20 protein-coding genes, 1 tRNA gene and 1 pseudogene are annotated in these 21,957 nt (G+C 68.0%); 6 read left to right on the top strand and 16 right to left on the bottom strand.

Annotated features, from left to right (window positions below):
• Positions 1-3: 3 nt before the first annotated feature.
• Together BM394_RS00490 and BM394_RS00485 are read right to left on the bottom strand one after the other, a co-directional pair.
• The gene (locus BM394_RS00490; protein WP_092972657.1) at positions 4-396 is read right to left on the bottom strand and encodes a gamma-glutamylcyclotransferase family protein; all 393 of its coding nucleotides are present in this window, start codon (positions 394-396) and stop codon (positions 4-6) included.
• 143 nt (positions 397-539) lie between these two features.
• On the bottom strand, positions 540-1,061 hold the full coding sequence (locus BM394_RS00485; RefSeq protein WP_092972655.1) for a hypothetical protein: 522 nt from the start codon (positions 1,059-1,061) through the stop codon (positions 540-542).
• A 464-nt stretch (positions 1,062-1,525) separates the two neighbouring features.
• Here BM394_RS00485 and ligD point away from each other — a divergent pair, with 464 nt between their 5' ends.
• Both ligD and BM394_RS00475 read left to right on the top strand, forming a co-directional pair.
• Complete coding sequence (gene ligD / locus BM394_RS00480) at positions 1,526-2,428, top strand: non-homologous end-joining DNA ligase (protein ID WP_175529898.1); 903 nt, start codon at positions 1,526-1,528, stop codon at positions 2,426-2,428.
• 216 nt (positions 2,429-2,644) lie between these two features.
• Positions 2,645-3,532 (top strand): universal stress protein, encoded by an 888-nt coding sequence (locus BM394_RS00475; protein WP_092972651.1) that lies wholly within the window; start codon positions 2,645-2,647, stop codon positions 3,530-3,532.
• Positions 3,533-3,693: 161 nt separating this feature from the next.
• On the opposite strand, the gene BM394_RS00470 is transcribed toward BM394_RS00475, so the two are convergent.
• The 5 genes from BM394_RS00470 to BM394_RS00450 all read right to left on the bottom strand — a co-directional run bounded on the left by BM394_RS00470 (position 3,694) and on the right by BM394_RS00450 (position 11,542).
• A complete protein-coding gene (locus tag BM394_RS00470) occupies positions 3,694-6,222 on the bottom strand; it encodes an ATP-dependent Clp protease ATP-binding subunit (RefSeq protein ID WP_092972649.1) in 2,529 nt (842 codons plus the stop codon).
• Between the two features lie 122 nt (positions 6,223-6,344).
• Positions 6,345-7,373 carry a non-homologous end joining protein Ku gene (gene ku, locus BM394_RS00465; protein ID WP_092972647.1) on the bottom strand — a complete coding sequence of 343 codons (1,029 nt, stop codon included), beginning with the start codon at positions 7,371-7,373 and terminating at the stop codon, positions 6,345-6,347.
• A gap of 186 nt (positions 7,374-7,559) precedes the next feature.
• A complete protein-coding gene (gene selB / locus BM394_RS00460) occupies positions 7,560-9,323 on the bottom strand; it encodes a selenocysteine-specific translation elongation factor (protein ID WP_092972645.1) in 1,764 nt (587 codons plus the stop codon).
• Positions 9,314-10,585 carry an L-seryl-tRNA(Sec) selenium transferase gene (selA, locus tag BM394_RS00455; RefSeq protein WP_425427643.1) on the bottom strand — a complete coding sequence of 424 codons (1,272 nt, stop codon included), beginning with the start codon at positions 10,583-10,585 and terminating at the stop codon, positions 9,314-9,316. The genes selB and selA overlap by 10 nt, the downstream gene beginning before the upstream one ends.
• A gap of 246 nt (positions 10,586-10,831) precedes the next feature.
• On the bottom strand, positions 10,832-11,542 hold the full coding sequence (locus tag BM394_RS00450; RefSeq protein ID WP_092972641.1) for an MBL fold metallo-hydrolase: 711 nt from the start codon (positions 11,540-11,542) through the stop codon (positions 10,832-10,834).
• Between the two features lie 249 nt (positions 11,543-11,791).
• Here BM394_RS00450 and BM394_RS23855 point away from each other — a divergent pair.
• Positions 11,792-12,013 (top strand): annotated as a pseudogene (locus BM394_RS23855) (DnaJ family domain-containing protein); the annotation flags it as partial.
• Positions 12,014-12,360: 347 nt separating this feature from the next.
• Here the strand turns inward: BM394_RS23855 and BM394_RS00440 are convergent.
• A tRNA-Sec gene (locus BM394_RS00440) sits at positions 12,361-12,456 on the bottom strand.
• 61 nt (positions 12,457-12,517) lie between these two features.
• Between BM394_RS00440 and selD the strand changes: the two genes are divergently transcribed.
• Complete coding sequence (gene selD / locus BM394_RS00435; protein ID WP_092972639.1) at positions 12,518-13,534, top strand: selenide, water dikinase SelD; 1,017 nt, start codon at positions 12,518-12,520, stop codon at positions 13,532-13,534.
• 66 nt (positions 13,535-13,600) lie between these two features.
• On the opposite strand, the gene BM394_RS00430 is transcribed toward selD, so the two are convergent.
• Positions 13,601-14,254 carry a TetR family transcriptional regulator gene (locus BM394_RS00430; RefSeq protein WP_092972637.1) on the bottom strand — a complete coding sequence of 218 codons (654 nt, stop codon included), beginning with the start codon at positions 14,252-14,254 and terminating at the stop codon, positions 13,601-13,603.
• Between the two features lie 105 nt (positions 14,255-14,359).
• Between BM394_RS00430 and BM394_RS00425 the strand changes: the two genes are divergently transcribed.
• On the top strand, positions 14,360-16,087 hold the full coding sequence (locus tag BM394_RS00425) for an MFS transporter (RefSeq protein WP_092972635.1): 1,728 nt from the start codon (positions 14,360-14,362) through the stop codon (positions 16,085-16,087).
• A gap of 128 nt (positions 16,088-16,215) precedes the next feature.
• Here the strand turns inward: BM394_RS00425 and BM394_RS00420 are convergent, their stop codons facing one another.
• Positions 16,216-16,407: a DUF397 domain-containing protein gene (locus BM394_RS00420; protein ID WP_245779880.1), complete on the bottom strand. Its 192-nt coding sequence runs from the start codon at positions 16,405-16,407 to the stop codon at positions 16,216-16,218.
• Between the two features lie 4 nt (positions 16,408-16,411).
• Positions 16,412-17,278 (bottom strand): helix-turn-helix domain-containing protein, encoded by an 867-nt coding sequence (locus BM394_RS00415; protein WP_092972631.1) that lies wholly within the window; start codon positions 17,276-17,278, stop codon positions 16,412-16,414.
• A 163-nt stretch (positions 17,279-17,441) separates the two neighbouring features.
• On the opposite strand from BM394_RS00415, the gene BM394_RS00410 reads away from it, so the two are divergent.
• A complete protein-coding gene (locus BM394_RS00410) occupies positions 17,442-17,672 on the top strand; it encodes a hypothetical protein (RefSeq protein WP_092926521.1) in 231 nt (76 codons plus the stop codon).
• A 105-nt stretch (positions 17,673-17,777) separates the two neighbouring features.
• Here the strand turns inward: BM394_RS00410 and BM394_RS00405 are convergent, their stop codons facing one another.
• From BM394_RS00405 to BM394_RS00385, 5 genes are all read right to left on the bottom strand, one after another.
• Entirely contained in the window at positions 17,778-18,560 is a 783-nt protein-coding gene (locus BM394_RS00405) for an ESX secretion-associated protein EspG (RefSeq protein WP_092972629.1), read from the bottom strand.
• 89 nt (positions 18,561-18,649) lie between these two features.
• Positions 18,650-19,870, bottom strand: a complete 1,221-nt coding sequence (locus BM394_RS00400) for a hypothetical protein (protein ID WP_092972627.1) — start codon at positions 19,868-19,870, stop codon at positions 18,650-18,652.
• Between the two features lie 14 nt (positions 19,871-19,884).
• Positions 19,885-20,544: a DUF3558 family protein gene (locus tag BM394_RS00395; RefSeq protein ID WP_175529897.1), complete on the bottom strand. Its 660-nt coding sequence runs from the start codon at positions 20,542-20,544 to the stop codon at positions 19,885-19,887.
• Between the two features lie 53 nt (positions 20,545-20,597).
• Positions 20,598-21,185 (bottom strand): DUF3558 family protein, encoded by a 588-nt coding sequence (locus BM394_RS00390; protein ID WP_175529896.1) that lies wholly within the window; start codon positions 21,183-21,185, stop codon positions 20,598-20,600.
• Positions 21,178-21,957: a hypothetical protein gene (locus tag BM394_RS00385; protein WP_092972621.1), complete on the bottom strand. Its 780-nt coding sequence runs from the start codon at positions 21,955-21,957 to the stop codon at positions 21,178-21,180. Before BM394_RS00385 ends, BM394_RS00390 begins: the two co-directional genes overlap by 8 nt.

Here is a 21,957-nt window from a genome sequence, read left to right as displayed (position 1 = left end):
CCGTCAGGACTCGCACCAACCGTGGAAGAGTTCGGTCATGCCGGACACCGAACCACGCCAGACGTAGACCCAGCACCGGCGACGGTCCCGAAGCGTGCGGACGCGGCGGAGGTATTCCGGACCTTCGTAGCGATCCAGAATCGGCAGTGACCGCTCCGGTTCCCGCAGCACGTAGACCTCAGCGGGAACCCCCTCGTTCGTCGCGGGAGCTGCCTCCGTGGGGACGAAAGCCGGATACCCCTGCCCGGTGTCGTAGAGCCGTCCCGCGAGCAGAGTGTCGTTCTCCCGCAGGCTCGCCAGGGATCTCATGAGGTCACCGGCCGAGCCGGCGCTGCGCAACGTGCCGTAAACAGCGACCCGCCGGGGTCGTTGTTCGTCGGGTCGCGGGAGTGTCATGTTCGTCGTTCCCACACGGCTCGCTCGAAACGGTCGCCCAGCCACACGATCCCCGGATCCGGCGGGAAACTCCCGGGCAGATCCCACCGGTGATCACCGACCTGGTGCGTCACCGGGTCGCGTGCCAGCGGGGAGTTACCGAGCTACTGTGAATCGGAGTCGGGCTCGCGCTTGCTCAGCCCGGACAGCAGCCGCTCCATCACCTGTGGATCGACGTCATCGGGAAGGTCCTCCGACTGTTCGGAGGCGTTGGAACGCTTCGGCTCCCGGCGAGGAAGCGGAACGTCGGAAGCACGCATCCCCTGCGGCAGCTCCAGCTCGCACCAGACGATGCGGCCACGTCCCTCGGGCGAGACCACACCGGTGTGCACCCCCGCGAGGTTCGACGAGACAGCGGGGGGAAGCACACTCTGGTCGTCCTCGACCTCGATCACCAGATTGTTGCCGTGAATCCGCAGCCGGACCGAGACGAAACCCGGTGACTGCGAATCCGAGTGCTCGACGACGGCGGAGACGAGCCGGGTGGCCGCCGCTGTCGCCTCGTCGGTCATCGGGCGCAGGGACCACTCGCTCAGGGTGAAACGGACGAACATGTCGGTGCAGTTCACGGCGCTTTGCAGCGCAACGAGCCGAAGGTCGTCGGTCTGCGCGGTCTCGGTATCCACCTCGGTCCTTCCCTCGTCGGCGTCGTAGCCGGTAACCGAAAGGTCACGTGTCGTCCAACCGGAGCCTCTGCGGTTGTGGCTCGGCCCACGAACCAGTTGTCACTTCCCACCGGAGGTACGTGACGGTAATGCCGACAACGGTACGCACACCCGGCTGGACTGTCCCGCGTTGACGTTCGCGCCTACCGAGTGGGGCCGCGGTAACGCAACGTCCATTCGCGTGATACTTCGAATGTTCGCATATTCATGGTCACCGACCGAATCGTACCCACCGGCCACCGGGTGACTCCGCGGCTGTTCGGTGCGGCGTGTCGCGGGTCAAGCACGTGTGATCCCGGTGGCGTGTTTCGCCTCACAGTCGCATCCTCGAGGGGACTCCGGGGAAGACACCGTTCGGCGGCCTCCTCGGGCGGTACGAGCGGAAAGCTCCAGCAAGCCGTTGCCCAGCAGTCCGGAGCGGATACTTGAACGTCTCGTTCGACGTTGACGGTAGGTCTGTCAACGTTTCCCGTCCCGGGAAGGTGCTCTTTCCCATCGACGGGATCACCAAGCAGCGGATCGTCTCCTACTACCGCGAGGTGACTCCGACGATGCTGCCCCACCTGCGTGGCCGTCCGATGGTCATGGAGCGGTTCCCGGACGGCATCGACGGTGAACGTATCGTGCAGCACAACGCGCCGGACTTCTTCCCCGAGTGGATCCGCCGCGTCCGGGTGGCCAAGAAGAGCGGTGGGCACAACGAGCTCGTGGTCTGTGGTGACGCTCCGACACTGCTCTACCTCGCCGGGCAGGCCTGCCTGACCCCTCACCCGTGGTTGTCCACCCAGGAGCATCCGGCGGTGCCGGACCGGCTGGTGTTCGATCTCGATCCGTCGGTCGACGAGCCCGAGTCGCTGCGCACGGCTGCTCACCTGGTCGGCGAGGCTCTGGAGGAACTCGGCCTCGTCCCCTTCCCGATGACCACCGGATCCCGTGGGTTTCACGTGGTCACCCCGATACGTGGCGAGCTCTCGTTCGACGAGTCGCACGAACTGGCCTTCGGCATCGCCCGGCTGCTGGCCGCGCGGCAGCCCGCGAGGCTGACCGTCGAGCAGCGCAAGAAGGAACGCGGCGAACGCGTTTTCGTCGACTATCTGCGCAACGCCTATGCCCAGACCGCGGTAGCGCCGTACGCGGTGCGGGCCCGCACCGGTGCACCGGTCGCCGCTCCGCTGTGGTGGTCGGAGTTGGATTCGGTCGGTCCGGCCGCGTTCACCATCCACGACATGCCCGCTCGGTTGCGTGCCTATGGCGACCCGTGGGACGAGTTCGCTGATCACGCTCGGTCGGCCACGCACGCGCGGAGCCTGCTGTCCCGGATGCGGTAGGCCGCACCGGACAGAGTGCTCCGCACGTCAGCCCGCCGGATCGGTGAACGCTCGCGCGGCGGATTCCGGGGCGGCGGCTTCTCGGATCGCTGCGGCCCGCTACGGCAGGTGTCATGGTTGGTTCCGGGCGCCGTTCCCGGTAGCCCCGGCAGGCTCGGGACACCGCGCCGACCTCCATCCCCGCCCGGACCGAGGCCACGACCACCGGAGTGAGACATGTCTACCATCGCGAAGCCGATTCTGGTCGGAATCGACGGTTCTCCCACCGCTTTCGAAGCCGTGCGTTGGGCGGCTCGCGAGGCATCCCACCGTTCGGCACCGCTGCGGTTGGTGCACGCGGACGTCTCCGCCCTGGGTTATGTTCCCGACACGCTGGGAACCTCCACACCGGAACCCACCAACGAGACGGCACGGGAGTTCGTCAGCGACTGGTTGCGCGACGCTCGGGAAATCGCGGCCGCCGAGGATCCGGAACTCGTGGTGGACACGGCCGTACGTACCGGATCCGCCCGCACCGTGCTGCTGGACGAGTCCAGCACGGCACGATTGGTCGTGGTCGGTAGCCGTGGTCTCGGCAGTTTCAGTGGGGTGATACTGGGCTCGGTCGCGATCGCGTTGACACACCACGGGCAGTGTCCGGTGGCGGTGGTTCGCGAGCCCGACGAGGGTGCGGAGCCCCCCGGACTCCCCGTCGTCGTCGGTGTGGACGGTTCCGGGCCCGGCGAGCTCGCGCTGCGGTGGGCGTTCGACATGGCCTCGTCCCGCTCGACCGGGATCATGGCGGTGCATGCCTGGCACGACCTGGTGGTGGGGGAGTTGTGGACGCGCGAGCAGGCGGACAAGACCTGGGAGTCCGTCCGCGCCGATGAACAGCGGCTGCTCGCCGAAGTGCTGGCGGGCTGGCGGGAGGACTATCCCGACGTGCCGGTGCACGAGGTGGTCGGTTACGGCAAACCCGCACGACTGCTGCTGGAACAGGCCGACAACGCCCAACTGGTGGTGGTGGGGGCACGTGGTCGCGGCGGGCTGGCGGGGCTGCTGCTGGGATCGACCAGCCAGACACTGCTGCACCACGCGCCCTGTCCGGTCCTCGTGGCTCGCTGAGTGCTCACCCGACCCCGGATAACCGGGCGGTCGACACGAGGACGAGCAGCGACACGAGAACGGGCGGCGACTCCGGATGGAATCGCCGCCCGCCGTTACCCGGTGTCGGCCCCGTGGCGGGGTGGGGTCTCACCCGTCGAGAGTCCCGACCGGAAGCCCGATCAGGCGGAGGCCTCCGCCGGTTGCGGTTGCACCGAGAACCGCAGCCGGTCCTGGTCGGCTCCGACGACCACGCGTTGACCGTGGGCGAGTTCCCCGTCCAGCAGCAGGTCCGAGATCGAGTCGTCCACTTCCCGCTGGATGGTCCGCCGTAGCGGGCGGGCACCGTAATCGGGTTGGTGCCCGTGTTCGGTCAGCCAGTCCACCGCGTCCGACTCGAACGTGATGTCGATTCCCTGCGCCCGCAGTCGTTGCCTGGTCTCGTCCAACAACAGTTCGGTGATGCTGCGCAGCTGGTTCGACTCCAGTTTGCGGAACACCACGATCTCGTCGATCCGGTTGAGGAACTCGGGGCGGAACGAGTCACGGAGTCGAACCATCAACCGGTCCCGTGCCGCCTCGGTGGTCTGTTCCTCCTCCCTGGTGCTGAATCCGAGTACCCCGGAACGGTTGGAGATGATGTCCGAACCGAGGTTGCTGGTCATGATCAGCACCGTGTTCCGGAAGTCCACCGTGCGCCCTTGGCCGTCGGTGAGGCGGCCGTCCTCCATGACCTGCAGCAGGATGTTGAACACGTCGATGTGTGCCTTCTCGATCTCGTCGAGCAGCACCACGGAGTAGGGCCTGCGCCGGACCTCCTCGGTGAGCTGGCCCGCCTCGCCGTAACCGACGTAGCCCGGGGGAGCGCCGACCATCCGACTGGCGGTGTGCGCCTCCTGGTACTCGCTCATGTCCAGCCGGATCATCCGGTCCTGGTCACCGAACAGCGACTCGGCCAGCGCGCGGGCCAATTCGGTCTTGCCGACGCCGGTGGGCCCCAGGAACAGGAAGGTGCCGACCGGCCGGTTCGGATCTCCCATGCCGGTTCGTGAGCGGCGTACCGCGCGAGAGACCGCGTGAACCGCTTCGCCCTGACCGACGACCCGGTGGTGCAGCTGTTCCTCCAGCCGCATCAGCCTGCCCTTCTCCTCCTCGGTCAGCTGCGTGACCGGGATTCCGGTGGCCCGGGACACGACTTCCGCGATGTCCGTCGAACCGACCTCCGGGATCCCGTCGGGGCTGTGCCGCTGCTGCCGGATCCTCGTCTGCACCTGGTTTATCTCGTCCCGCAGCTGCGAAGCCTGCTCGTAGTTCTCGTTCGTGACCGCCTGGGCCTTGTCCCTGCTGAGCTGTTCGGCCTGCTCCTCCAGCTCGCGGACATCGGTCGTGGGGGTGCGGTTGCGCAGACGTTTGCGCGCCCCGGCCTGATCGAGCAGGTCGATGGCCTTGTCCGGCAGATAGCGGTCCGTGACGTAGCGGTCGGAGAGCTCGGCGGCGGCGTTGATCGCCTCGTCGTTGAACCGCACCTGGTGGTGCGCCTCATAGCGGTCCCGCAGCCCCCGCATGATCTGGACCGTCTCCTCCACACTGGGCTCGGCGACGTCGATGCGCTGGAAGCGACGTTCCAGCGCGGCGTCCTTCTCGATGTTCTTGCGGTACTCGTCCAGTGTCGTGGCCCCGACGACGTGCAGATCACCCCGGGCCAGTCTCGGCTTGAGCATGTTGCCCGCGTCCACGGCACCCTCGGAGCCGCCCGCGCCGACGACGGTGTGCAGCTCGTCGATGAAGATGATCAGCTGTTCGCTCTGCTGGCTGATCTCTTCGATGATCTTGTTCATCCGTTCCTCGAAGTCGCCCCGGTAGCGGGTACCCGCGACCACCCCGGACACGTCGAGCTGCACCACTCGCTTGTTCGCCAGCACATCGGGGACCTCGCCGTCGACGATGCGCTGCGCGATGCCCTCCACGACCGAGGTCTTGCCGACACCGGCCTCACCGATGAGCACCGGGTTGTTCTTCGTGCGGCGCGAGAGCACCTCCACGGTCTGCTCGATCTCCGACTCGCGACCGATGACCGGGTCCAGTCCGCCCTCACGGGCGCGTGAGGTCAGGTCCTGACCGTACTCGTCCAGCGTGGGGGTCGGGCTGTGCTGCTGTGCCTCGGTGGTCTGCTGACCGCCGGAGCCGCGGGCGGACGCCCCGCTCTGCAGCGACTCCAGGGTCACGTGGGCCGCCGCCAGCATCTGGCCCGCCGTGGATTCCTGATTCGCCGCCAACGCGAGCAGCAGGTGATCCGGACCGATGTAGGACGAGCCCACCGCGCGGGCGACCCGGTGCGCGTCCAGCAGTGCCCGCTTGGCCGCCGGAGTCAGCGCTGGCGGCTGGTCGGTGCTCTCGGTCTGCGGCAGCTGCTGCTCGACTCCCTGGGCGATCGCGGCGGGGTCCGCACCTGCCCGTTCGAGCATCGAACGCGTCGTCTCGGTCTGGGTCGCCGCCCACAACAGGTGATGCGCGTCCAGATCGTGTCCGCCGTGTTCGGCCGTGAACCGCGCGGCGGCAGCCATCAGTTCCTGGGCCTGGTGGGTCATCAGACGGGTGATGTCGACTCGTTGCACCGGCCGCGGCGTACCGCCCTGACCACCGAGAAACCGGGCGAGGAAGTCGTCGAACGGACTCGAACCGGGCCCACTGGAACCGAAGAAGTTGTTCATCACTACCTCTCTCGTTCGCACGCTTCGTTGCGGATCGCGTCCCGTGCAACATGAGCGACGCCGATCGGCATTCCTGAGTCGGTTTCGCTCAAGGCTAACGCATCCGCAGGGCTCAAGGTGAGTTACCTCCTTGCTTTTCGAGGTGCCCCGGTTCCGGTGTCCTCCTCGGCTGCCCGCCCACCTCCGTGCACACCGGGTGATTCGGTGATGGCCTTTTCCAGCTGGGCCCGGTTGAGCTTGGATCTGCCCCGGATGTCGAGCTCGCGCGCTCGTCTCCGCAGCTCCTCGCGGGTCAGGGTGGACACCGGTGCGGACTCCGACCGTTCGGCGCTCCGGTCCGGGCGCTCACTCCCGCTCCCGGACCGGTTCTTCCCGGCGCGGGCATGTTCGGCGCTGCGGCGCAGCGCCTCGGCCAGATCCACGGTCGCGGTCGTTTCGACGTGCTCGGCCCCGCTCCGGGGAGCATGCCCCGCCGCCTTGTCCGCGAGCAGTCGTTCGATCCGGGCGGTGTGCGTGTCGACGTGCTCTTCCGGGTGCCACGCGGTGCTCATCGACCTGATCAGATCGCCGGCCAGCCGCAGTTCCCGCGAGCCGTACGAGTCGTCCGGTGGAGCGTGTTCCAGCACGTTCGCGGGGTCCCGTATCTCGTCGAGAAAGAACATGGTGTGCAGCACCAACGCCTCGTTCTCGGGGCGAAGTGCGGTCAGGTACTCCTTGCCGCGGAACACGAAGGTGGCTATGCCCACCCGCTCGGTCTCGGCCATCGCACGACGCAGCAGGCTGTATCCCCGCGCGTTCCGCCTGTCGGCGGGAGCGACCCAGTACGCCTTCTGGAAGTGCACGGGATCGATCTCGGACAGCGCCACGAACTCCGCTATCTCGATCGTTCCGGAACGCTCCGGTGCGATGTCGTCGAGCTCCCGCTGTTCGACCGTGACCAGCGTGCCGTCGACCTCCAGACCCCTGACGACCTCGTCACCTTCCAGTTCTCTACCCGTTCGCTCGTTGATCCTGCGGTAACGCACCCTGTCGTGGGTTCCGCGCTCGTACTGGTTGAAGCGGATGCCGTGGTCCTCGGTGGCGCTGTACAACCCGACGGGAATGGTCACCAGACCGAACTTGAGCGAACCCGCCCAGATCTTGTGCGGCATGGTTTCCTCCTCACCCGGTCGGTGGCCCGCAGGACACGCCTCCGCGAGGCACGCGTCGTCCCTGCAGGCTGGATGCCCAGTCGACGCGGCCCGGCAAACCTCTTCGCGTCGGTCACCCGGTCGGCCCAGGGAGGGCCATCCGCCGACCGGCCGCGAGCGGGCGGTTCTTGTTCCTGTCGGGACCGTTCAGCGCACTCGGTGGGTTCCGTCGGGAAGTCGTCGGGTGTAGCCCTCGCGGGCGAGCCGTTCCAGCAACGGGACGACCACCCGGCGGCTCGTTTCCAGGGCATCACGTGCCTCGCTCGGGGTGAACGGTTCCGGCAGCGCGGCCAGCACGTCCCGCGCCCGCCGCAACGCCCCCGGCAGCAGGTGGATTCCCTCGCCGATCCGAAGCAGCTGACCGGCCTTGTTCGCCGCGCCGAGTTGTTCGCTGTCCAGTCCGAGTTCTCGGAGTTCTGCCGCGGTGGGTGCGTCGAAGGGATGCCGGGCCAGCCGCGCACGGATAGCGGTGACGCCCCGCCGCACGTGCTCGCTCAGCTCGGGGCCTCGCAGCCGCAGCCTCCCGTCGCCCGTTCCGATACCGGCGGCAGCCGCCGAGCTCAGCACCAGTGGCAGCAACGATGCGTGGGGCAGGCACAGCTGCCGTACCGCTTCCTGCTCGGAGAGACCGTCCGCCATCGGATCCGCCTCGTGAACCCGGTCGAGGAGCTCGACGAGCCGTGCCGCGTACTCGTCCCGGGCGTTCGGATCCAGCAGCCAGTCCCCGGACACCAGGGCATGTGGGGGAGGGGCCGCTCCCAGGACACGGAGCTCCGAGGCGCGGATCGCGCGATCCCTCGCGAGCAGCACGGCGCCTGCGGGCTGATCTCTCGCCCGCTCCAGCTCGCGAGCACGGGAGGCGGCAGCGCCCCGACGACGCAATTCCGGCGGACGCGCGTCGAGAACGTGGATCCCTGCGGGGATCCGGTGCTGTCCGGCGTCCCGCAGCAGCGCGTCGTCACCGATCCGCAGCGGAAGCCCGACACGCAGCGAGAGTCGCGCGGTGTCCGCTCCCAACGGCCGCAGTCGCACCTCGCTCGTGGCCGCACCGATGTGCATGCCCAGTTCGCGGGGCAGTTCGCCGGATTCGCTGTCCCGCAACAGCACGTCCACCCGGTCGGTGCTCCGCCACGCCCCCGGTGTCAGCAACGCGTCCCCGCGATCGAGTTCCCCCGCGTGCACCCCGCGCAGGTTCAGCGCGACCCGCGCCGTCGCGCGGACCGTTTCGTACTCCTCTCCGAGGCTCCGTAGTCCCCGGACAGACACGCGTTTTCCGGTTCCGGCCACCACGAGTTCGTCGCCTCGGGCCAGCGTGCCCGCGGAGAGCGTCGCGGTCACCACCGTCCCCGCGCCTCGAACGCTGAAGCAGCGGTCCAACCACAGCCGCACGTCGGCGGTGGGGTCGGGATTCGGGAGCAGGCTCGCGAGCTCGTCGAGCTTCCCGGTGAGTTCGGGCAACCCGGCCCCGGTGGTTCCACTGACCACCACCTCGGGAAGTCCCGCCAGCGAGCTGCCCGCCAGTCGCCGTCGTGCCTGTTCCAGCGCGGGGAGCGGGTCGGCGAGATCGCCGCGCGTGATCGCCAGCACCCCCCGCCGCACGCGCAGGGCGTGCAACGCCTGCAGGTGCTCGTCCGACTGCGGCATCCACCCCTCGTCGGCGGCCACCACGAACAGCACGCCCGCGACCTCGCCGACCCCGGCCAGCATGTTGCGCACGAATCGCTGATGACCGGGCACGTCGACGAACGCCATCGTCTCGCCACCGGGCAGGGTCGTCCACGCGAATCCCAGGTCGATGGTCAGCCCGCGACGTCGTTCCTCGGCCCACCTGTCCGGATCGCTGCCGGTCAGGGCTTTGATGAGCGTGGACTTGCCGTGGTCCACGTGACCTGCCGTGGCGATCACTCGCATGACGCGCCTCCCACGAGCGGATCCGTCGCCCGCGCACCCCGGCGAATCGCCTCGACCAGTTCCTCGTCCCGCTCCGGGGCCAGCGCGAACAGGTCGACCAGGCAGTTCCCCCGTTCGATCCTGGTCAGCACCGGCGGCACGGTGCGGCGCAGTCGTTCGGAGCAGTGCTCGGGCAGCACGACGGCCGCGCTGGGCAGCTCCACTCCCGGTGCCCCACCACCACCGATGCCCGCGGTGGTCTCCGCCGCCGTCGCCGCCACACCCGATGCCCGCGACGACTCCGCGATCCGTTCGGCGCGGGCACGCAGTTCCCGCCGCGAGCGCTCCAGCGCACGCGCGGTCGGTGTGGGAGGTCCGTGCAGCGTGGCGTGCAGCGCGGCAAGGGTGAGCTTGTCGGGGCGCAGCGCACGAGCCAGCGGATGTCTCCGGAGCTTGTCGACGATGCCTGCCCTGCCGAGCAGCAACCCGGCCTGCGGACCGCCGAGCAGCTTGTCGCAGCTGGCCACCACCAGATCCGCCCCCGCCCGCAGCGTGCCGCGCGCGTCGGGTTCGTCCGGCAGCCTGGGGTGCGGTTCCAGCAGCCCGGATCCGATGTCGACGACCAGCGGCGCGTCCAGCTCGTGGAGTTCGCCCGGCTCGACGGCGGAGGTGAAGCCGCTGATCACGAAGTTGGACGGGTGCACCTTGAGCACGAATCCGGTTTCCGCTCCGATCGCCGCTCGGTAGTCGGCGAGCTCGACACGGTTGGTAGTGCCGACCTCGCGCAGTCCCGCGCCGGTGGAGCACAACAGGTCGGGGATGCGGAATCCGGCGCCGATCTCGACCATCTCGCCCCGTGCCAGCACGATCTCACGGCCCGCTGCCAGGGCGGTGGCGGCCAGCGTGAGTGCGGCCGCTCCGTTGCCGACCACGTGTGCGCTCTCCGCCTCGGGGACAGCGTCGAGCAGGCCGCGTATGACGCCGGCTCCGCGACGGCCACGCTGACCGCTGTGGAGATCCAGCTCGACGTCGCAGGTTCCCGCGGCTTCCCGCAGGGCCAGCACCGCGGCCTCCGAGAGGGGAGCGCGGCCCAGGTTGGTGTGCAGCAGTACGCCCGTGGCGTTGAGCACCGGACGCAGACCGCCGGTCGAGGTGGGCAGGTTCGCCGCCGCTTCCTCGATCACCTGATCGGCGGGGATCTCACGGGCCCGAGCGCGTCGCTGTGCGTCATGGACGGCGCGTTTCACCCGTTCCCGGCCGAAGCGCTCGACGGCCGCGGCCATCCGGGGCTCCTCGAGCACCCGGTCCGTGGCAGGGATGTTCCGCCGCTCATCCACGTTCGTGACGATACGCAGTGGGGAGTATCGGGGAAGCTTTTCGACACGGCATGTCGGCCCGGTGCTGCCGGAACAGTTCCGGTACGTGCTTCCGGGGGGTTTCGCGGTTCGCTTCCCCGAGCTCTGCCGCGTCGACCTCGATACCACGACTCGCACGGCACGAAAAGGGGAGAGTAGGACCTTCGTCGTGGGTCAGCCGAGGGGATCGGGTACGGAGCGCGCCGTGGCCGCTTCGTGCAGGGTAGTGGTGGCATCACCGACGAGGGGCTGGCCGTGCCCGAAACAGACCACGTCGCAACGCAGGCCCGCCAGCCGTCGGAATGAACGTCGGGCCTGTTCCCTGTCGTTGTTGAACGGTCCGAGAACGACCTGCCCCTCGTACTCGGCCGCGATGTCGCCGGTGAACAGTACTCCGGCTTCCTCCAGGTGCAGCGCGATGCTGCCGGGGGTGTGGCCCGGGGTGGCGATGACCCGGGCACTGATCCCCTCCAGGAGCTCGCCGTCATGAACCTCGTGATCGACGCGGGCGGGCGGAGCTTCGGGAAGATCGTCCGCTACTCGGGCGTGTAGTACATCCTCAGCGGTGGTGAGCACGCTTTCCGCACCGTTCCGGTGGCCGCGGATCACCGCGGCATCCTCGTGATGAGCGAATACTTCCACGTTCGGCCACTGGGTGACTTCGGAAAGAGCGCCGGTGTGATCGGCATGCCAATGGGTCAGCACCACCCGGGTGAGCGCGTCCCGGTCCAGACCCCAGTCACGCAAGGCGGCTGCGATCGTGCTGCTGTCGCCGACCCGTCCGGTATCGACCAGCAGTACTTCTCCCGCGTGGCGCAGCAAATAGGCCTGACCAGGGGGACTGGTCAACATCCGGAGATCGGGGCGTAGGTCGACGATGTCCACGTGATCGAGCGTAGCCCGCGCACGGGTCAGCGATCTCCCTGTTCACGAGCGGCTGAAGTGCCGTTGCTCGCGATTCGTGCGTAGGCGGCAGGAGGGCGCGCTGTCGACGCGCAGCAGAGCTGTTCGTAATGGACTTCGGGAAAGCCTCGATCTCGTGGTGCGGAATTCGCTGTTTGATTATACTGTTGTTTCAGTGTTGATCGAAATAAATCCACAACACGAAACACTCGCGAGACACCGATTCAACAGATGATCCGCAAGGAGATGCCGGTGCACAATCGGGTCATGACCGAACGGAAACCGCCGGGGATGGACTTCGAGACCTGGATCGACCGTCAGATTCGCACTGCCAGGGAGCGCGGGGAGCTCGACGACCTGCCCGGAACCGGCAAGCCGCTGCCGGATCTCGGCAACGAGAGCGAACTGTCCTGGGTCAAGAAGTACGTCGAACGGGAGGGGCTGTCCACCGAGGCGCTGCTGCCGCCCGCCGTGCAGCTGCGCAAGGAGATCGACCGGCTTCCGGACACCGTGGCCGAGTTGCGTTCCGAGCAGGCGGTGCGTGAGCAGGTCGGTGAGCTCAACCTGCGCATCGCCGAGTGGCTGCGGGCTCCCAGCGGTCCACGCGTCAAGGTCGCACCCGTGGACGTCGAGGAGGTCGTGCGCCGCTGGCGTGACCGGCGTGCCACCGTAGCCGAGACCGAGGTCCAGGCCGCTTCGTCGTCGGCCGAGCGTGCCGACACCGACGGGGCAACCGAACCGGCCGCGACCGGACGTGGTGGTCGTTCCGGGCCGCGCACCTGGTGGCGCAGACTGGTGCGTGGCGGAGGCGGACGGGAATCGAACCCGCCTGACCGAGTTGCTCGGCCACGTCGGTTTTGAAGACCGCGGGGGCCACCAGGCACCCTTACGCCTCCAGTGCCGCCGTCCCGCGTGTTCCGCCAAGCCGTTGTCCACCCCGTGGACTAGCTTCGGGGCATGACCGATGCCGGGACCGTCACGACCGAAAACTACCGTCTGACACGGTACGCGCACGGTGGCGGCTGTGCCTGCAAGATCCCCGCCGGCGAACTGGAGTCCATGGTCACCGGTGCCGGGCTTTCCGGCGGTGGCGCTCCGGCGGGCGGTGAGGTGCTGATCGGTGCCGGGGACGACGCCGCCGTGGTGCGGCTGCACGGCGACACCGCGATCGTGGCCACGGCTGATTTCTTCACTCCTGTGGTCGACGACCCCTACGACTGGGGCCGGATCGCGGCGGCCAACGCGCTGTCCGACGTCTACGCGATGGGTGCGCGTCCGCTGGTGGCGTTGAACCTGCTCGGCTGGCCACGTGAGTCGTTGCCGATGGAACTGGCCGAACGGGTGCTGCGCGGTGGTGCGGATGTCGCGGCGCTGGCGGGGTGCCCGGTGGGTGGTGGACACAGTCTCGACGACCCCGAGCCGAAGTACGGCATGGCGGTGACCGGTACGGCGGCTGCCACTCGACTGCTGCGCGACGACGCCGGAACCCCCGGTGCTCCGCTGTCGTTGACCAAACCGCTCGGCATCGGGGTGCTCAACACCCGGCACAAGGCCACCGGAGAGGTTTTCCCGCAGGCGGTCGAGACGATGACGACCCTCAACGACACTGCGGCGCGGGACGCGCTGGCGCTGGGTGCCGAGTGCGCCACCGACGTCACGGGGTTCGGACTGCTCGGACATCTGCGCGAACTCACCCGCGCCAGCGGTGTCTCCGCGGTGTTGGACTCGAACGCCGTTCCCTATCTGGACGGAGCACGTGAGGCGGTTCGTGACGGGTACGTCAGCGGTGGGACACGTCGCAATCTGCGCTGGGTGGGCGAGTGCACCGATCTGTCCCGCGTGGACGAGAACGAAGCGCTGCTGCTGGCCGACGCGCAGACCTCCGGGGGACTGCTCGTCGCGGGGGAGCTGCCGAACGCCCCGGTGATCGGCCGACTGATCAGCGCCGAGGAGAACGCCATTACGGTTCGCTGATCACGCACACCTGCTCGCTCCACCGCGCGTGATCACATGGCGGCGAACGCGTGCGGAGGCAGTCGCTCAGTCCGCGGAGCCCTTCCCGGTGATCTGGCAGAGTCCTTCGTTGGTGCTGTTGAGCACGTCCACGAGGATCTCGCGCAACGTGGTGCCGTCGCGCCGGGTCAGCCAGGCGTGCATCGCGGAACCGAAGCACGAGACCATGGTCATCGACCACGCGCCGGGACGAGGGTCGCAGCTGGGATCGGCTTCGATGTGCTCGGCCACCAGCTCGGTCATGTCCTGCATCCAGCGCTGCCGCATCAGATACATCTCGTACTGACCGGTGGACTCCAGCACCTGCAGCAGCTCGGCGCGCATCAGGTGCTGTTCGCGGTCGGCCTCCATGCGGTCGGCCGCGTCGAGCATCGACGTAGCCAGTGCGCGCATCGGGTGTTCCCCGGAGCCGCGCGCGTTCAGCGCCTCGCGCACGTATTCGAGTTCGTTGCCGAGGTCGCCGAACAGCACGGCGTCCTTGCTGGGGAAGTACCGGAAGAACGTCCTGGGGGCGATGTCGGCGGCACGGGCTATCTGTTCCACGGTCGTGGCCTCGAAGCCCTGTTCGCGGAACAGTTTCAGGGCCGCGGACTCGATGCCCGCTCGGGTCCTGGCCGCCTTGACGGCTCGCCTGCCCCTGCCCTCCGTTTCGTCGGTCGGATCCACCGCAACGCTGGTCATGGCATCAGGTTCCTCGAAATCGCAGTTCAGCGTCAACTGTGCCCGTTGTCACCGATGACAAATGGCAGTACTGCCATATTCTGTGGGCGGGGAAAGGAGACACGCATGTCCGACGGTGACGCCCGCCACGGGGCGACGGGTGCTGCGACGACACCCGACAAAGGAGAGGAGGGTGCCCTGGCCGAGGGCATCGACGTGCGGGTCTACCGCCGCAGGTGGGCGACCCTGCTCGTGCTGTGTCTGGCGTTGTCGGCCACGATGCTCGCGAACACCTCGCTCAGCGTCGCGTTACCCCAGCTCTCTCGCGCGTTGGGGGCCTCGACCTCGGCGCAGCAGTGGTTCTCGGACGCCTACGCGCTGGTGTTCGCCGGTCTGCTGTTCACCACCTCCTCGATAGCTGACCGCTACGGGCGCAAGTGGATGCTGCAGGCCGGGATGGTGCTGTTCGGCCTGGTGTCGGTCTACGTGTGGCTGTTCGTGGGATCCAGCACCGAGATGATCGCCGCACGGGCCCTGCTCGGTGTGGGCGGCGCCATGATCATGCCGGTGACGCTGTCCATTCTGACCAGTGTCTTCCCCAGTGGGGAGCGTACCAAGGCGGTCGGCATCTGGGCCGCCGTCTCCGGCGCGGGCAGCGCCGCGGGACCGGTGATCGCCGGTGTGCTGTTGCAGTACTTCTCCTGGGAATCGGTGTTCGTGATCAACGTGCCGGTGGTCGTCATCGGCGTGATCGCCGGTATCCGCTACATCCCGTCGCACACCGGAACCGAGGGGGGACACGGCGGGCTGGACCTGCTGGGGGCGCTGCTGTCCACCGCCGGGATCACGATCGCCGTCTACGCGCTGATCGAGGCGCAGTACGTCGGCTGGCTGTCACCGCGCACGCTTTCCCTGGTGGCTCTGGGGCTGGTGCTGCTGGCGTTGTTCGCGCTCTGGGAGCGCCGGGTGGCCGATCCGATGCTGGACGTTCGGCTGTTCCGCAGCCGTGGTTTCTCCGCTTCGGCGGTGGCGTTGACGCTGGTGTTCTTCGCGATGATCGGCGTGTTCTTCGCGCTGAGCCAGACCCTGCAGCTCGTGTTCGGCTACTCGCCGCTGATGGCTTCCACCGCGATGCTGCCCATGTCGGTGATGATGATGCTCATCGCGCCGCAGGTCTCCAGGATCGTGGACAGGTTCGGTCCGCGTGACACCATCTCCGTCGGACTCTTGCTGGCGGCGTTGGGCATGGTCGGGCTCAGCACGTTGACCGTCGACTCCGGCTACTGGCAGATCCTGCTGCCGCTGTCGTGCACGGCGGCGGGGATGTCGCTTGCGATGGCTCCGGCCACCGATCAGCTGATGGCCAACGTGCCGCGTGAGCGCGCGGGGATGGGCTCGGCCACCAACGACGTCACCCGCGAGGTGGGGGCCTCGTTGGGTGTCGCCGTACTCGGCAGCGTGCTGGGAGGTAGCTATGCCGCACGGATCTCGGACTCGCTGACCGGCCTGCCCGAGCAGCTGCGGCAGACCGCCGAGGAATCGTTGCCCGGCGGCATGATGGTCGCCGAGTCGTTGGGCGCACGCGGGCAGCGGCTCGCTGACGAGGTCTCGGTGGCCTGGATGAACGCCTCGCAGACCGCGTACCTGGCCTCGGCGGGGTTGATCGCGGTGGCCGCGCTGGTGGCGTGGTTCTTCCTGCCCGGCAAGACGCGACGCACCGAGGTTCAGACCTCGTCGGAGACGGAGCGAAGCGTGGCCGAGGAACCGGACAGCGCCAACGAGAAGTCGGAGAGCGTCAACGAGAATTCTGGGCGGGCCACCGAGAGGTCCGACACGGCTGTCACCGAGCAGTGACCGCGCCGATTCAATGACCGCCGTGCCGGTGTGGTGATCGCCGTCGGGGTGTCGATTTCGCGCGAAATCTACGTCGTGCTGGAGGCACCGCCCCCACCGGCGCGGCGATTTCGCGCGAAATCGCCGGTTCAGTTCCCGGCGCGGTCCGACGCGAGACTGCGCAGGAAGTCGTTCCACCGGGCGCGGGGGAACAGCAGCGAACCGCCGTGCGGGCGCTTGGAGTCCCGCGCGGCGACCCCGTGCTCGGTGGCGGCGACCTCCACGCAGTTCGCCTGGCTGCTGCTTCGGCTGCTCTTGCGCCAGTGCTTCACGGATGCCACGGACTCACTCCTTCTCGTGCTCGGCCGGTTCGTCGGCGAGGTGAGCGATGATCTCGCCGGAATCATCCGGGGTGAGCGCGAGTTCGCGCAACCGCCACAGGGAGCGTTCCGCGGCGTCGACGTGCTCGGGCTGCTCCAGGAACGCGCTGTTGCCCCGGTGCTCCAGGTAGACCAGGTTCGGCTGCTTCGGGAAGTCCAACAGCACGAACGGTCCCTCCATGCCGGGGTGGATCCCCGCCCGCTGCGGGACCACCCGGACGGTGACGTTCGGTCGCAGGTTGCTCTCGGCCAGGCGCAGCAGTTGCCGCCGCATCACGCCGGGGTCGGCGGTCGGGCGGCGCAGCACCGGTTCGTCCAGCAGCACCTCCAACCGCGGGGCGCGGCTGCCGAGCAGCACGGTCTGCCTGCCGACGCGGGCCTCGACCAGCCGTTGGACCTCGCGCTCCGGCAGGCCGTGGGTGGTGCCCCGGATGACGGCCTCGGCGTACTCGTCCGTCTGCAGCAGTCCCGGGATGAACTGCGTTTCCCAGCCGTGGATCGCGGTGGCCTCGGCCTCGAACCGCATCAGGTCCTGCCACATCGCGGGCAGCGCGGCGTGCTGGACCTGCCACCAGTTGCGGTCCGTGCCGTTGCGCACCAGCGCGAGGATCTCCTCGCGCCGCTGGGTGGGTACGCGGTAGAGCCCCAGCAGCGCCGCGACGTCGTCGGCGGCCAGGCTGCGGGTTCCCGTCTCCATCCGGCTGAGCTTGCTCATCGAGATCCCCAGCGAACGGGAAACCTCGGCGGCGCTGAGCCCGTTGCGGTCCCGCAGTTCCCGCAGCTCGCCGGAAACCCGTCTGACCCGTGCCGGAATTCCGCTGCGTCGTTCCATGCTCGACCCTTCCTCGCCGGTCACTGTTCGCTCGCACCCTGACCGGTTGACCAGTGGTCACGGAAGTGAGATCACGCGAAAGTGTCGTTGCGTGACCGCTGGGGAGCCGTCGAACCTTCCCTCGACATGATCGATTCGGTAGCCGTCACCTTCGGGAGGGCAGATGCGCGCGCAGTGGTTGGTCGAAGCGGGAAGCGGTACGGCAGCGGTGTACCTGAGTATGCCGGGTCTGCACGAACTGGAGATCCGGCAGGACGAGAGCGTGCTGCGAGTGGACAGCGATCAACTGCGACAGCTGTTGGACACGCTGTTCTGGCTGGACGAACTCCACGGTGCCGGCCTGCAGGAAGCCGCCGTCAACCTGTCCGAGCAGGTGGTTGTCGGCAAGCCCTGATCGCTGTTCGCCACCCGCTCGAAGTCGGTACTTCCGGAACGGGAGCAGCGGGGAGATCGTCCCGATCGAGTCCTCACCGGAGCCGGAGCGGGCAAGCTCGACGGCTCAATCAGGCTCGATGGTTCCGGCCAGCTCGCGTACCCGCTCCGCCAGCCGGTTCCGGTCGATCGGGGCGAAGGTGGTCCACGCCCGCCCACTGCGGATGGTTTCCTCCATCAAGTACCACCCGTTGCTGGTGGCGAAGCAGTTGGTCACCATCGGTGCCCTGGAACGGTTGCCGCGCCGGTCCATCCGCGCGGCCCCGAACTGGGCGTAGCCCACGCGTTCACCGCCCGCCATGTCCACCAGAGCGCTCGCGTCGTCGCGCCGCACCCCGCGGCGCAGCAGCGCCTCGCGCATCGCCCGGTCGGAGTCCCCCGCCTCGGCCGCCGCCGCGTCGAGCTGGTCGCTGGGCACCGAGACCGCCTTGCCCGGGCCGGGGGTCAGCTCGGGGAGCACACCCACCACGGCCCGGTGCGGCGCGTCGTCGGTGCGCAGCTGTCGCAGGCGCACCACGCCGTCCTCCCGGACGGCCAGGGCCGAGCTGGCCGGACCGTTCGCGGCCAACGCCGTACGGCGGTGTTCACCCTCCTCGGACAGATAGCGATACACCAGATCGAAGGAAGCCCGGTAGCGGTTCAGCGGGAAGAACACCCCGGAGACGGCGTCCTCGGCGTCCCGGTCGCCGAAACCGAGCCGACGCAGCTCGTCCCAGCTCCGCTGCTCGACGTCGCGCCGCTCCGACTCGGTGAGCCCCTCGGGCAGGACGTGCAGCGAGAGCGGCTTCGTCCCGAGCCGGAAGTGCTGCCAGGCGAGGTGGAACGCCTGTTCGGAAAGTTCGATGTTCACTCTTGCCCCCGAACGATCGCGGCGCCGGGAGGGCACCCGGCGCCGCGACACACGCTGCTGGATCCGATGGCGGGTTTCGACCGCCCGGATCAGTCCTCGCCGATCACCGGTGGCGCGACGCGCGGCAGGTCGCCGTCGAAGTAGCCGTAGTCACCCACGAGGTAACTCGGCGTCTCGTGCTCCTCGTCCTCTTCGCCCTGCTGGCCGCGACCGCGTGGCGCTCCCGCCATGCCGCCGCGACCGTTCGCCGCTCCCGAGGAGGAAGCGCCGCCCGCCGTGGCGGAACCGGTGGACGGGCGCGCGATCCCGGACTGCCCACCGGGGCCGAGGGAACGGCCACCGAGTCCGGTGGAGCCTCGACCACCCGTTCCGGAGCCGGTTCCACCACCCGAGCCGCCCGCGAGCGAACCGAGGCCACGTATCGGGATCCGGCTGCCGGGGGCACGTCCGGTGCCGCCCGCGACGCCGGAACCGCCAGGGGCGCGACCGCTGCCCGAACCGCTTCCGGCGCCGCCGCCCGGAGTGCCGGACTGCCCCGGTCGGTACCCGGAGGAGCCGCCTTCCGGCGGGCGCTGCCACGCGGATTGACTGCCCGCGGGCTGGTTGATCCCCGAACCGCCCCGGCCCGCCGACTGGCCCGAGGTGTCCAGGGATCCGGTCCAGGAGCTGCGGGTGCCCGCGGCAGCGCCGCCGCCCGTGCCCCGGGAAGTGGCGAAGCCACCGACCTCGGGATTCGATCCGGAGCGCACGCCGGTCTCGACGCCGCCCGGCGGGGGAGCGGTGAACGTCGGGGTCGCGCTGACGGTGGTCTGCGAGGCGGTGTCGTAGGATTTGAACGCCGTGACCGCGTCCTGCCGCAACTTCTCGTTGTGCGCCAACGCCTGCTCGTTGTCGGTCTTGCCGCCGGTGAGGCCTGCCCAGGCCTGCCCGAGGAAGTTCTCCTCCGGCACGGGCTTCTCCTCGGACGCGGCGGGAACGGAGGAGTACACCCTGCTGAAGGCCTGACCCTGCTCCTCCAGCCGCACCGCCTCGGCCGTGGCGTTGTCGGCCGCGACCTCGGTCCACAGCACCACCGGCGACATGGCGCCCTGCATGGCCTCCTGACCCTTGGACCGGTTCACGGCCCCGGCCCGCTTCAGCCTGTCCTTGACCTCGGTGGCGAGGTCGCGCATGTACCGCTCCTCGTCACGCCAGCGGCTGCTCTTCTCGTGGAGCGCCTCGGCGCCCTTGCCGCTGTTGACCCAGGAGCGCATCTGCTCCAGCTGTGCCCCGTCGAGGTTGGACGGTGGCAGCGTGCGTCTGTCCCCCATGATTCGGGCTCCCCTCAGGCGTTGGGCAGGTTCTTGATCGCGGCTTCGGCGAACTCGGTGAAGATCGGGCAGGGATCGGGGCGGTTTTCTTGTATCCTACTCCCTCCGTTGACATAAAGTGAACCAGAATTCGCGATGTTAACAGAAATCTGGCAGTTGGGGAATTTTTCTATCTTGTAAGCTGGGTATCCAGCGATATTTGTCACTTGGCCGCGAGGGCGTTTTTGAGCAAACTCTTCTGCTGTTTTGTTGGGGTTTGTTGCGACGAAGACGAACCATCCTCCTTTAGCGCCTGAGTCTCCCTTTTGGTATTTGCATCCCTGTATTCCGCTGAGGTTGGTTTCTTCTGGTTTTTGATTGATATTCAGGTCATGCTGTTGTTGCTTCGTGACGATGGTGCAGGGGTCGGAGAGGTCGAGGTTTTTGGTGGGTGCGGTGCGTTCCGGCAGGCTTACTCCGGAGGCGCTGCTGGTGGTGGGGGTGCTCGACCCCGCCCCGGTGGTCTCTTGTGCAGTGGAGTCGGGTTGGCCGCTGCATCCGGCGAGTAGCAGGAGGCCTGCTGCCAGGGAGATTCCTGTGGTGAGGGTGTTACGCATTACCGGATGCGGCTTCCCGTGTAGTTGCGTGCCGTCCGCATGGACCGGTTCCGTTACCTCGGCTGGTACTGCTTCCACCTTGGCAGGCGAAATGGGGATCTTTCCAGTATGTCTCCTGTGCTCAGTACGTTTCATGCTTCAGGTAGGTTCTCGATCGCGGCTTCGGCGAACTTGGTAGAGATCGGGCAAGCGGCAGCACGATTTTTCTGAAGTCGCGTTATCCCGTTGATGAAAATCGATCCTTCGTCAGAAACGTCAACTGCGATCATGCATGCTCCACCGTCATCGACTTGATATGCATGATACCCAGATATTTTTGTGACTCGGCCATCTGGGGATCGCGAGGAGAAGTCTTGTGCAGTCTGTTTTGTGTCTGCGGCGACGAATATGTACCAACCGCCCTCGGTGCCGGGGTTTCCTTTTTGGTACCTACACCCCTTCTTTTCGTTGGAATTAGCGCTTTCCAATGGTTGGTTGACTCCGAGGTTGGTTGCTTGTTGTTGGGAGATGATGGCGCAGGGCTCGGAGAGGTCGAGGGATTTGGCGGGCGCGGTGCGTTCCGGCAGGCCCACTCCGGCGCCGCTGCTGGTGCTGGTGGGTGCGCTCGTTCCGGTGTCGGTGGTGTCCTGCGCCGCTTGGCCGGTCTGACCACCACCGCATCCGGCGAGCAGTAGCAGCCCGGCTGCCAGGGAGATCCCTGTGGTGACGGTGTTACGCATTCCGGATCTCCCGGTCGAAGCTGTCGGCGGCATTGGCGTCGTCGGTGCGGGTCTGCTCGGCGCTGGAGCGCAGGCTCGCGGCGGTGTCGTTGAATACCTGCGCCAGTTTCATGTAGTTCTCGTAATAGGCTCGATCATCACCAGCCGCGACTTCTCCGTGAAGCGATACCGCTCCTGTGCTGACCGGATCCGTGCCAGGGGGAGGGACATTGGACAGTTCATATATGCCCCAGGAACGGTCCTCCAGCTCTTGCGCTTTCCCCTCGAAGAACCCCGCCAGTGCGTCGACCTCGTCGGGGTCGACGACCATGCGCGTGTTGTCGCTGATGGCCTGGGCCAGTTCGGCCTTGGTGTTGGCACGTTCGGCGATCCGGGCGATGTCGGCCATCTCCTTGGCGAGCCCGGCGGGGCCGGGGAACAGCGCACTGTCGGCCACGTCCTGCATCTCGGCGTCCATCGCCGCCTGGTCCGCCGCATCCATCCCGGACTGAGCGTTCGTTCCCGAACCACTCGATTCGCCCGTGCTCGACTGTCCGTTCGCCTCGTCGGCCACGCCTTCCCCCTGAAGGTCACTCGTACGTGTCATGCGCTCGCCCGGCTGCATGATCAGTTGCCCATCGGGAACGTACCGCACCGCGCACTCCGCGTGTGCCGGGTTCAGCACATCCGGCGAAACCCCCGCCACCACCGGCTCGCCCGAGTGCGTGGATCGGCAGCCTGGTTGGGAAGCGGAAGCCTCGCGGTTGCGCCACCGCACCGGCGGGCGCAGCAT

It is taken from the genome of Actinopolyspora lacussalsi subsp. righensis (assembly GCF_900116555.1).
Lineage (GTDB): Bacteria > Actinomycetota > Actinomycetes > Mycobacteriales > Pseudonocardiaceae > Actinopolyspora > Actinopolyspora lacussalsi.
The sequence above is the reverse complement of the archived record's forward strand: the minus strand, read 5'-3'. Positions and strand labels throughout refer to the sequence as shown.

What these genes read in the sequence shown, in the direction of transcription:
- BM394_RS00490 (WP_092972657.1), bottom strand. Translation starts at nt 396, where the DNA reads ATGACACTCCCGCGACCCGACGAACAACGACCCCGGCGGGTCGCTGTT.
- BM394_RS00475 (WP_092972651.1), top strand. Translation starts at nt 2,645, where the DNA reads ATGTCTACCATCGCGAAGCCGATTCTGGTCGGAATCGACGGTTCTCCC.
- BM394_RS00470 (WP_092972649.1), bottom strand. Translation starts at nt 6,222, where the DNA reads ATGAACAACTTCTTCGGTTCCAGTGGGCCCGGTTCGAGTCCGTTCGAC.
- ku (WP_092972647.1), bottom strand. Translation starts at nt 7,373, where the DNA reads ATGCCGCACAAGATCTGGGCGGGTTCGCTCAAGTTCGGTCTGGTGACC.
- selB (WP_092972645.1), bottom strand. Translation starts at nt 9,323, where the DNA reads ATGCGAGTGATCGCCACGGCAGGTCACGTGGACCACGGCAAGTCCACG.
- selA (WP_425427643.1), bottom strand. Translation starts at nt 10,585, where the DNA reads ATGGCCGCGGCCGTCGAGCGCTTCGGCCGGGAACGGGTGAAACGCGCC.
- selD (WP_092972639.1), top strand. Translation starts at nt 12,518, where the DNA reads ATGACCGATGCCGGGACCGTCACGACCGAAAACTACCGTCTGACACGG.
- BM394_RS00430 (WP_092972637.1), bottom strand. Translation starts at nt 14,254, where the DNA reads ATGACCAGCGTTGCGGTGGATCCGACCGACGAAACGGAGGGCAGGGGC.
- BM394_RS00425 (WP_092972635.1), top strand. Translation starts at nt 14,360, where the DNA reads ATGTCCGACGGTGACGCCCGCCACGGGGCGACGGGTGCTGCGACGACA.
- BM394_RS00415 (WP_092972631.1), bottom strand. Translation starts at nt 17,278, where the DNA reads ATGGAACGACGCAGCGGAATTCCGGCACGGGTCAGACGGGTTTCCGGC.
- BM394_RS00410 (WP_092926521.1), top strand. Translation starts at nt 17,442, where the DNA reads ATGCGCGCGCAGTGGTTGGTCGAAGCGGGAAGCGGTACGGCAGCGGTG.
- BM394_RS00400 (WP_092972627.1), bottom strand. Translation starts at nt 19,870, where the DNA reads ATGGGGGACAGACGCACGCTGCCACCGTCCAACCTCGACGGGGCACAG.
- BM394_RS00390 (WP_175529896.1), bottom strand. Translation starts at nt 21,185, where the DNA reads ATGCGTAACACCGTCACCACAGGGATCTCCCTGGCAGCCGGGCTGCTA.
- BM394_RS00385 (WP_092972621.1), bottom strand. Translation starts at nt 21,957, where the DNA reads ATGCTGCGCCCGCCGGTGCGGTGGCGCAACCGCGAGGCTTCCGCTTCC.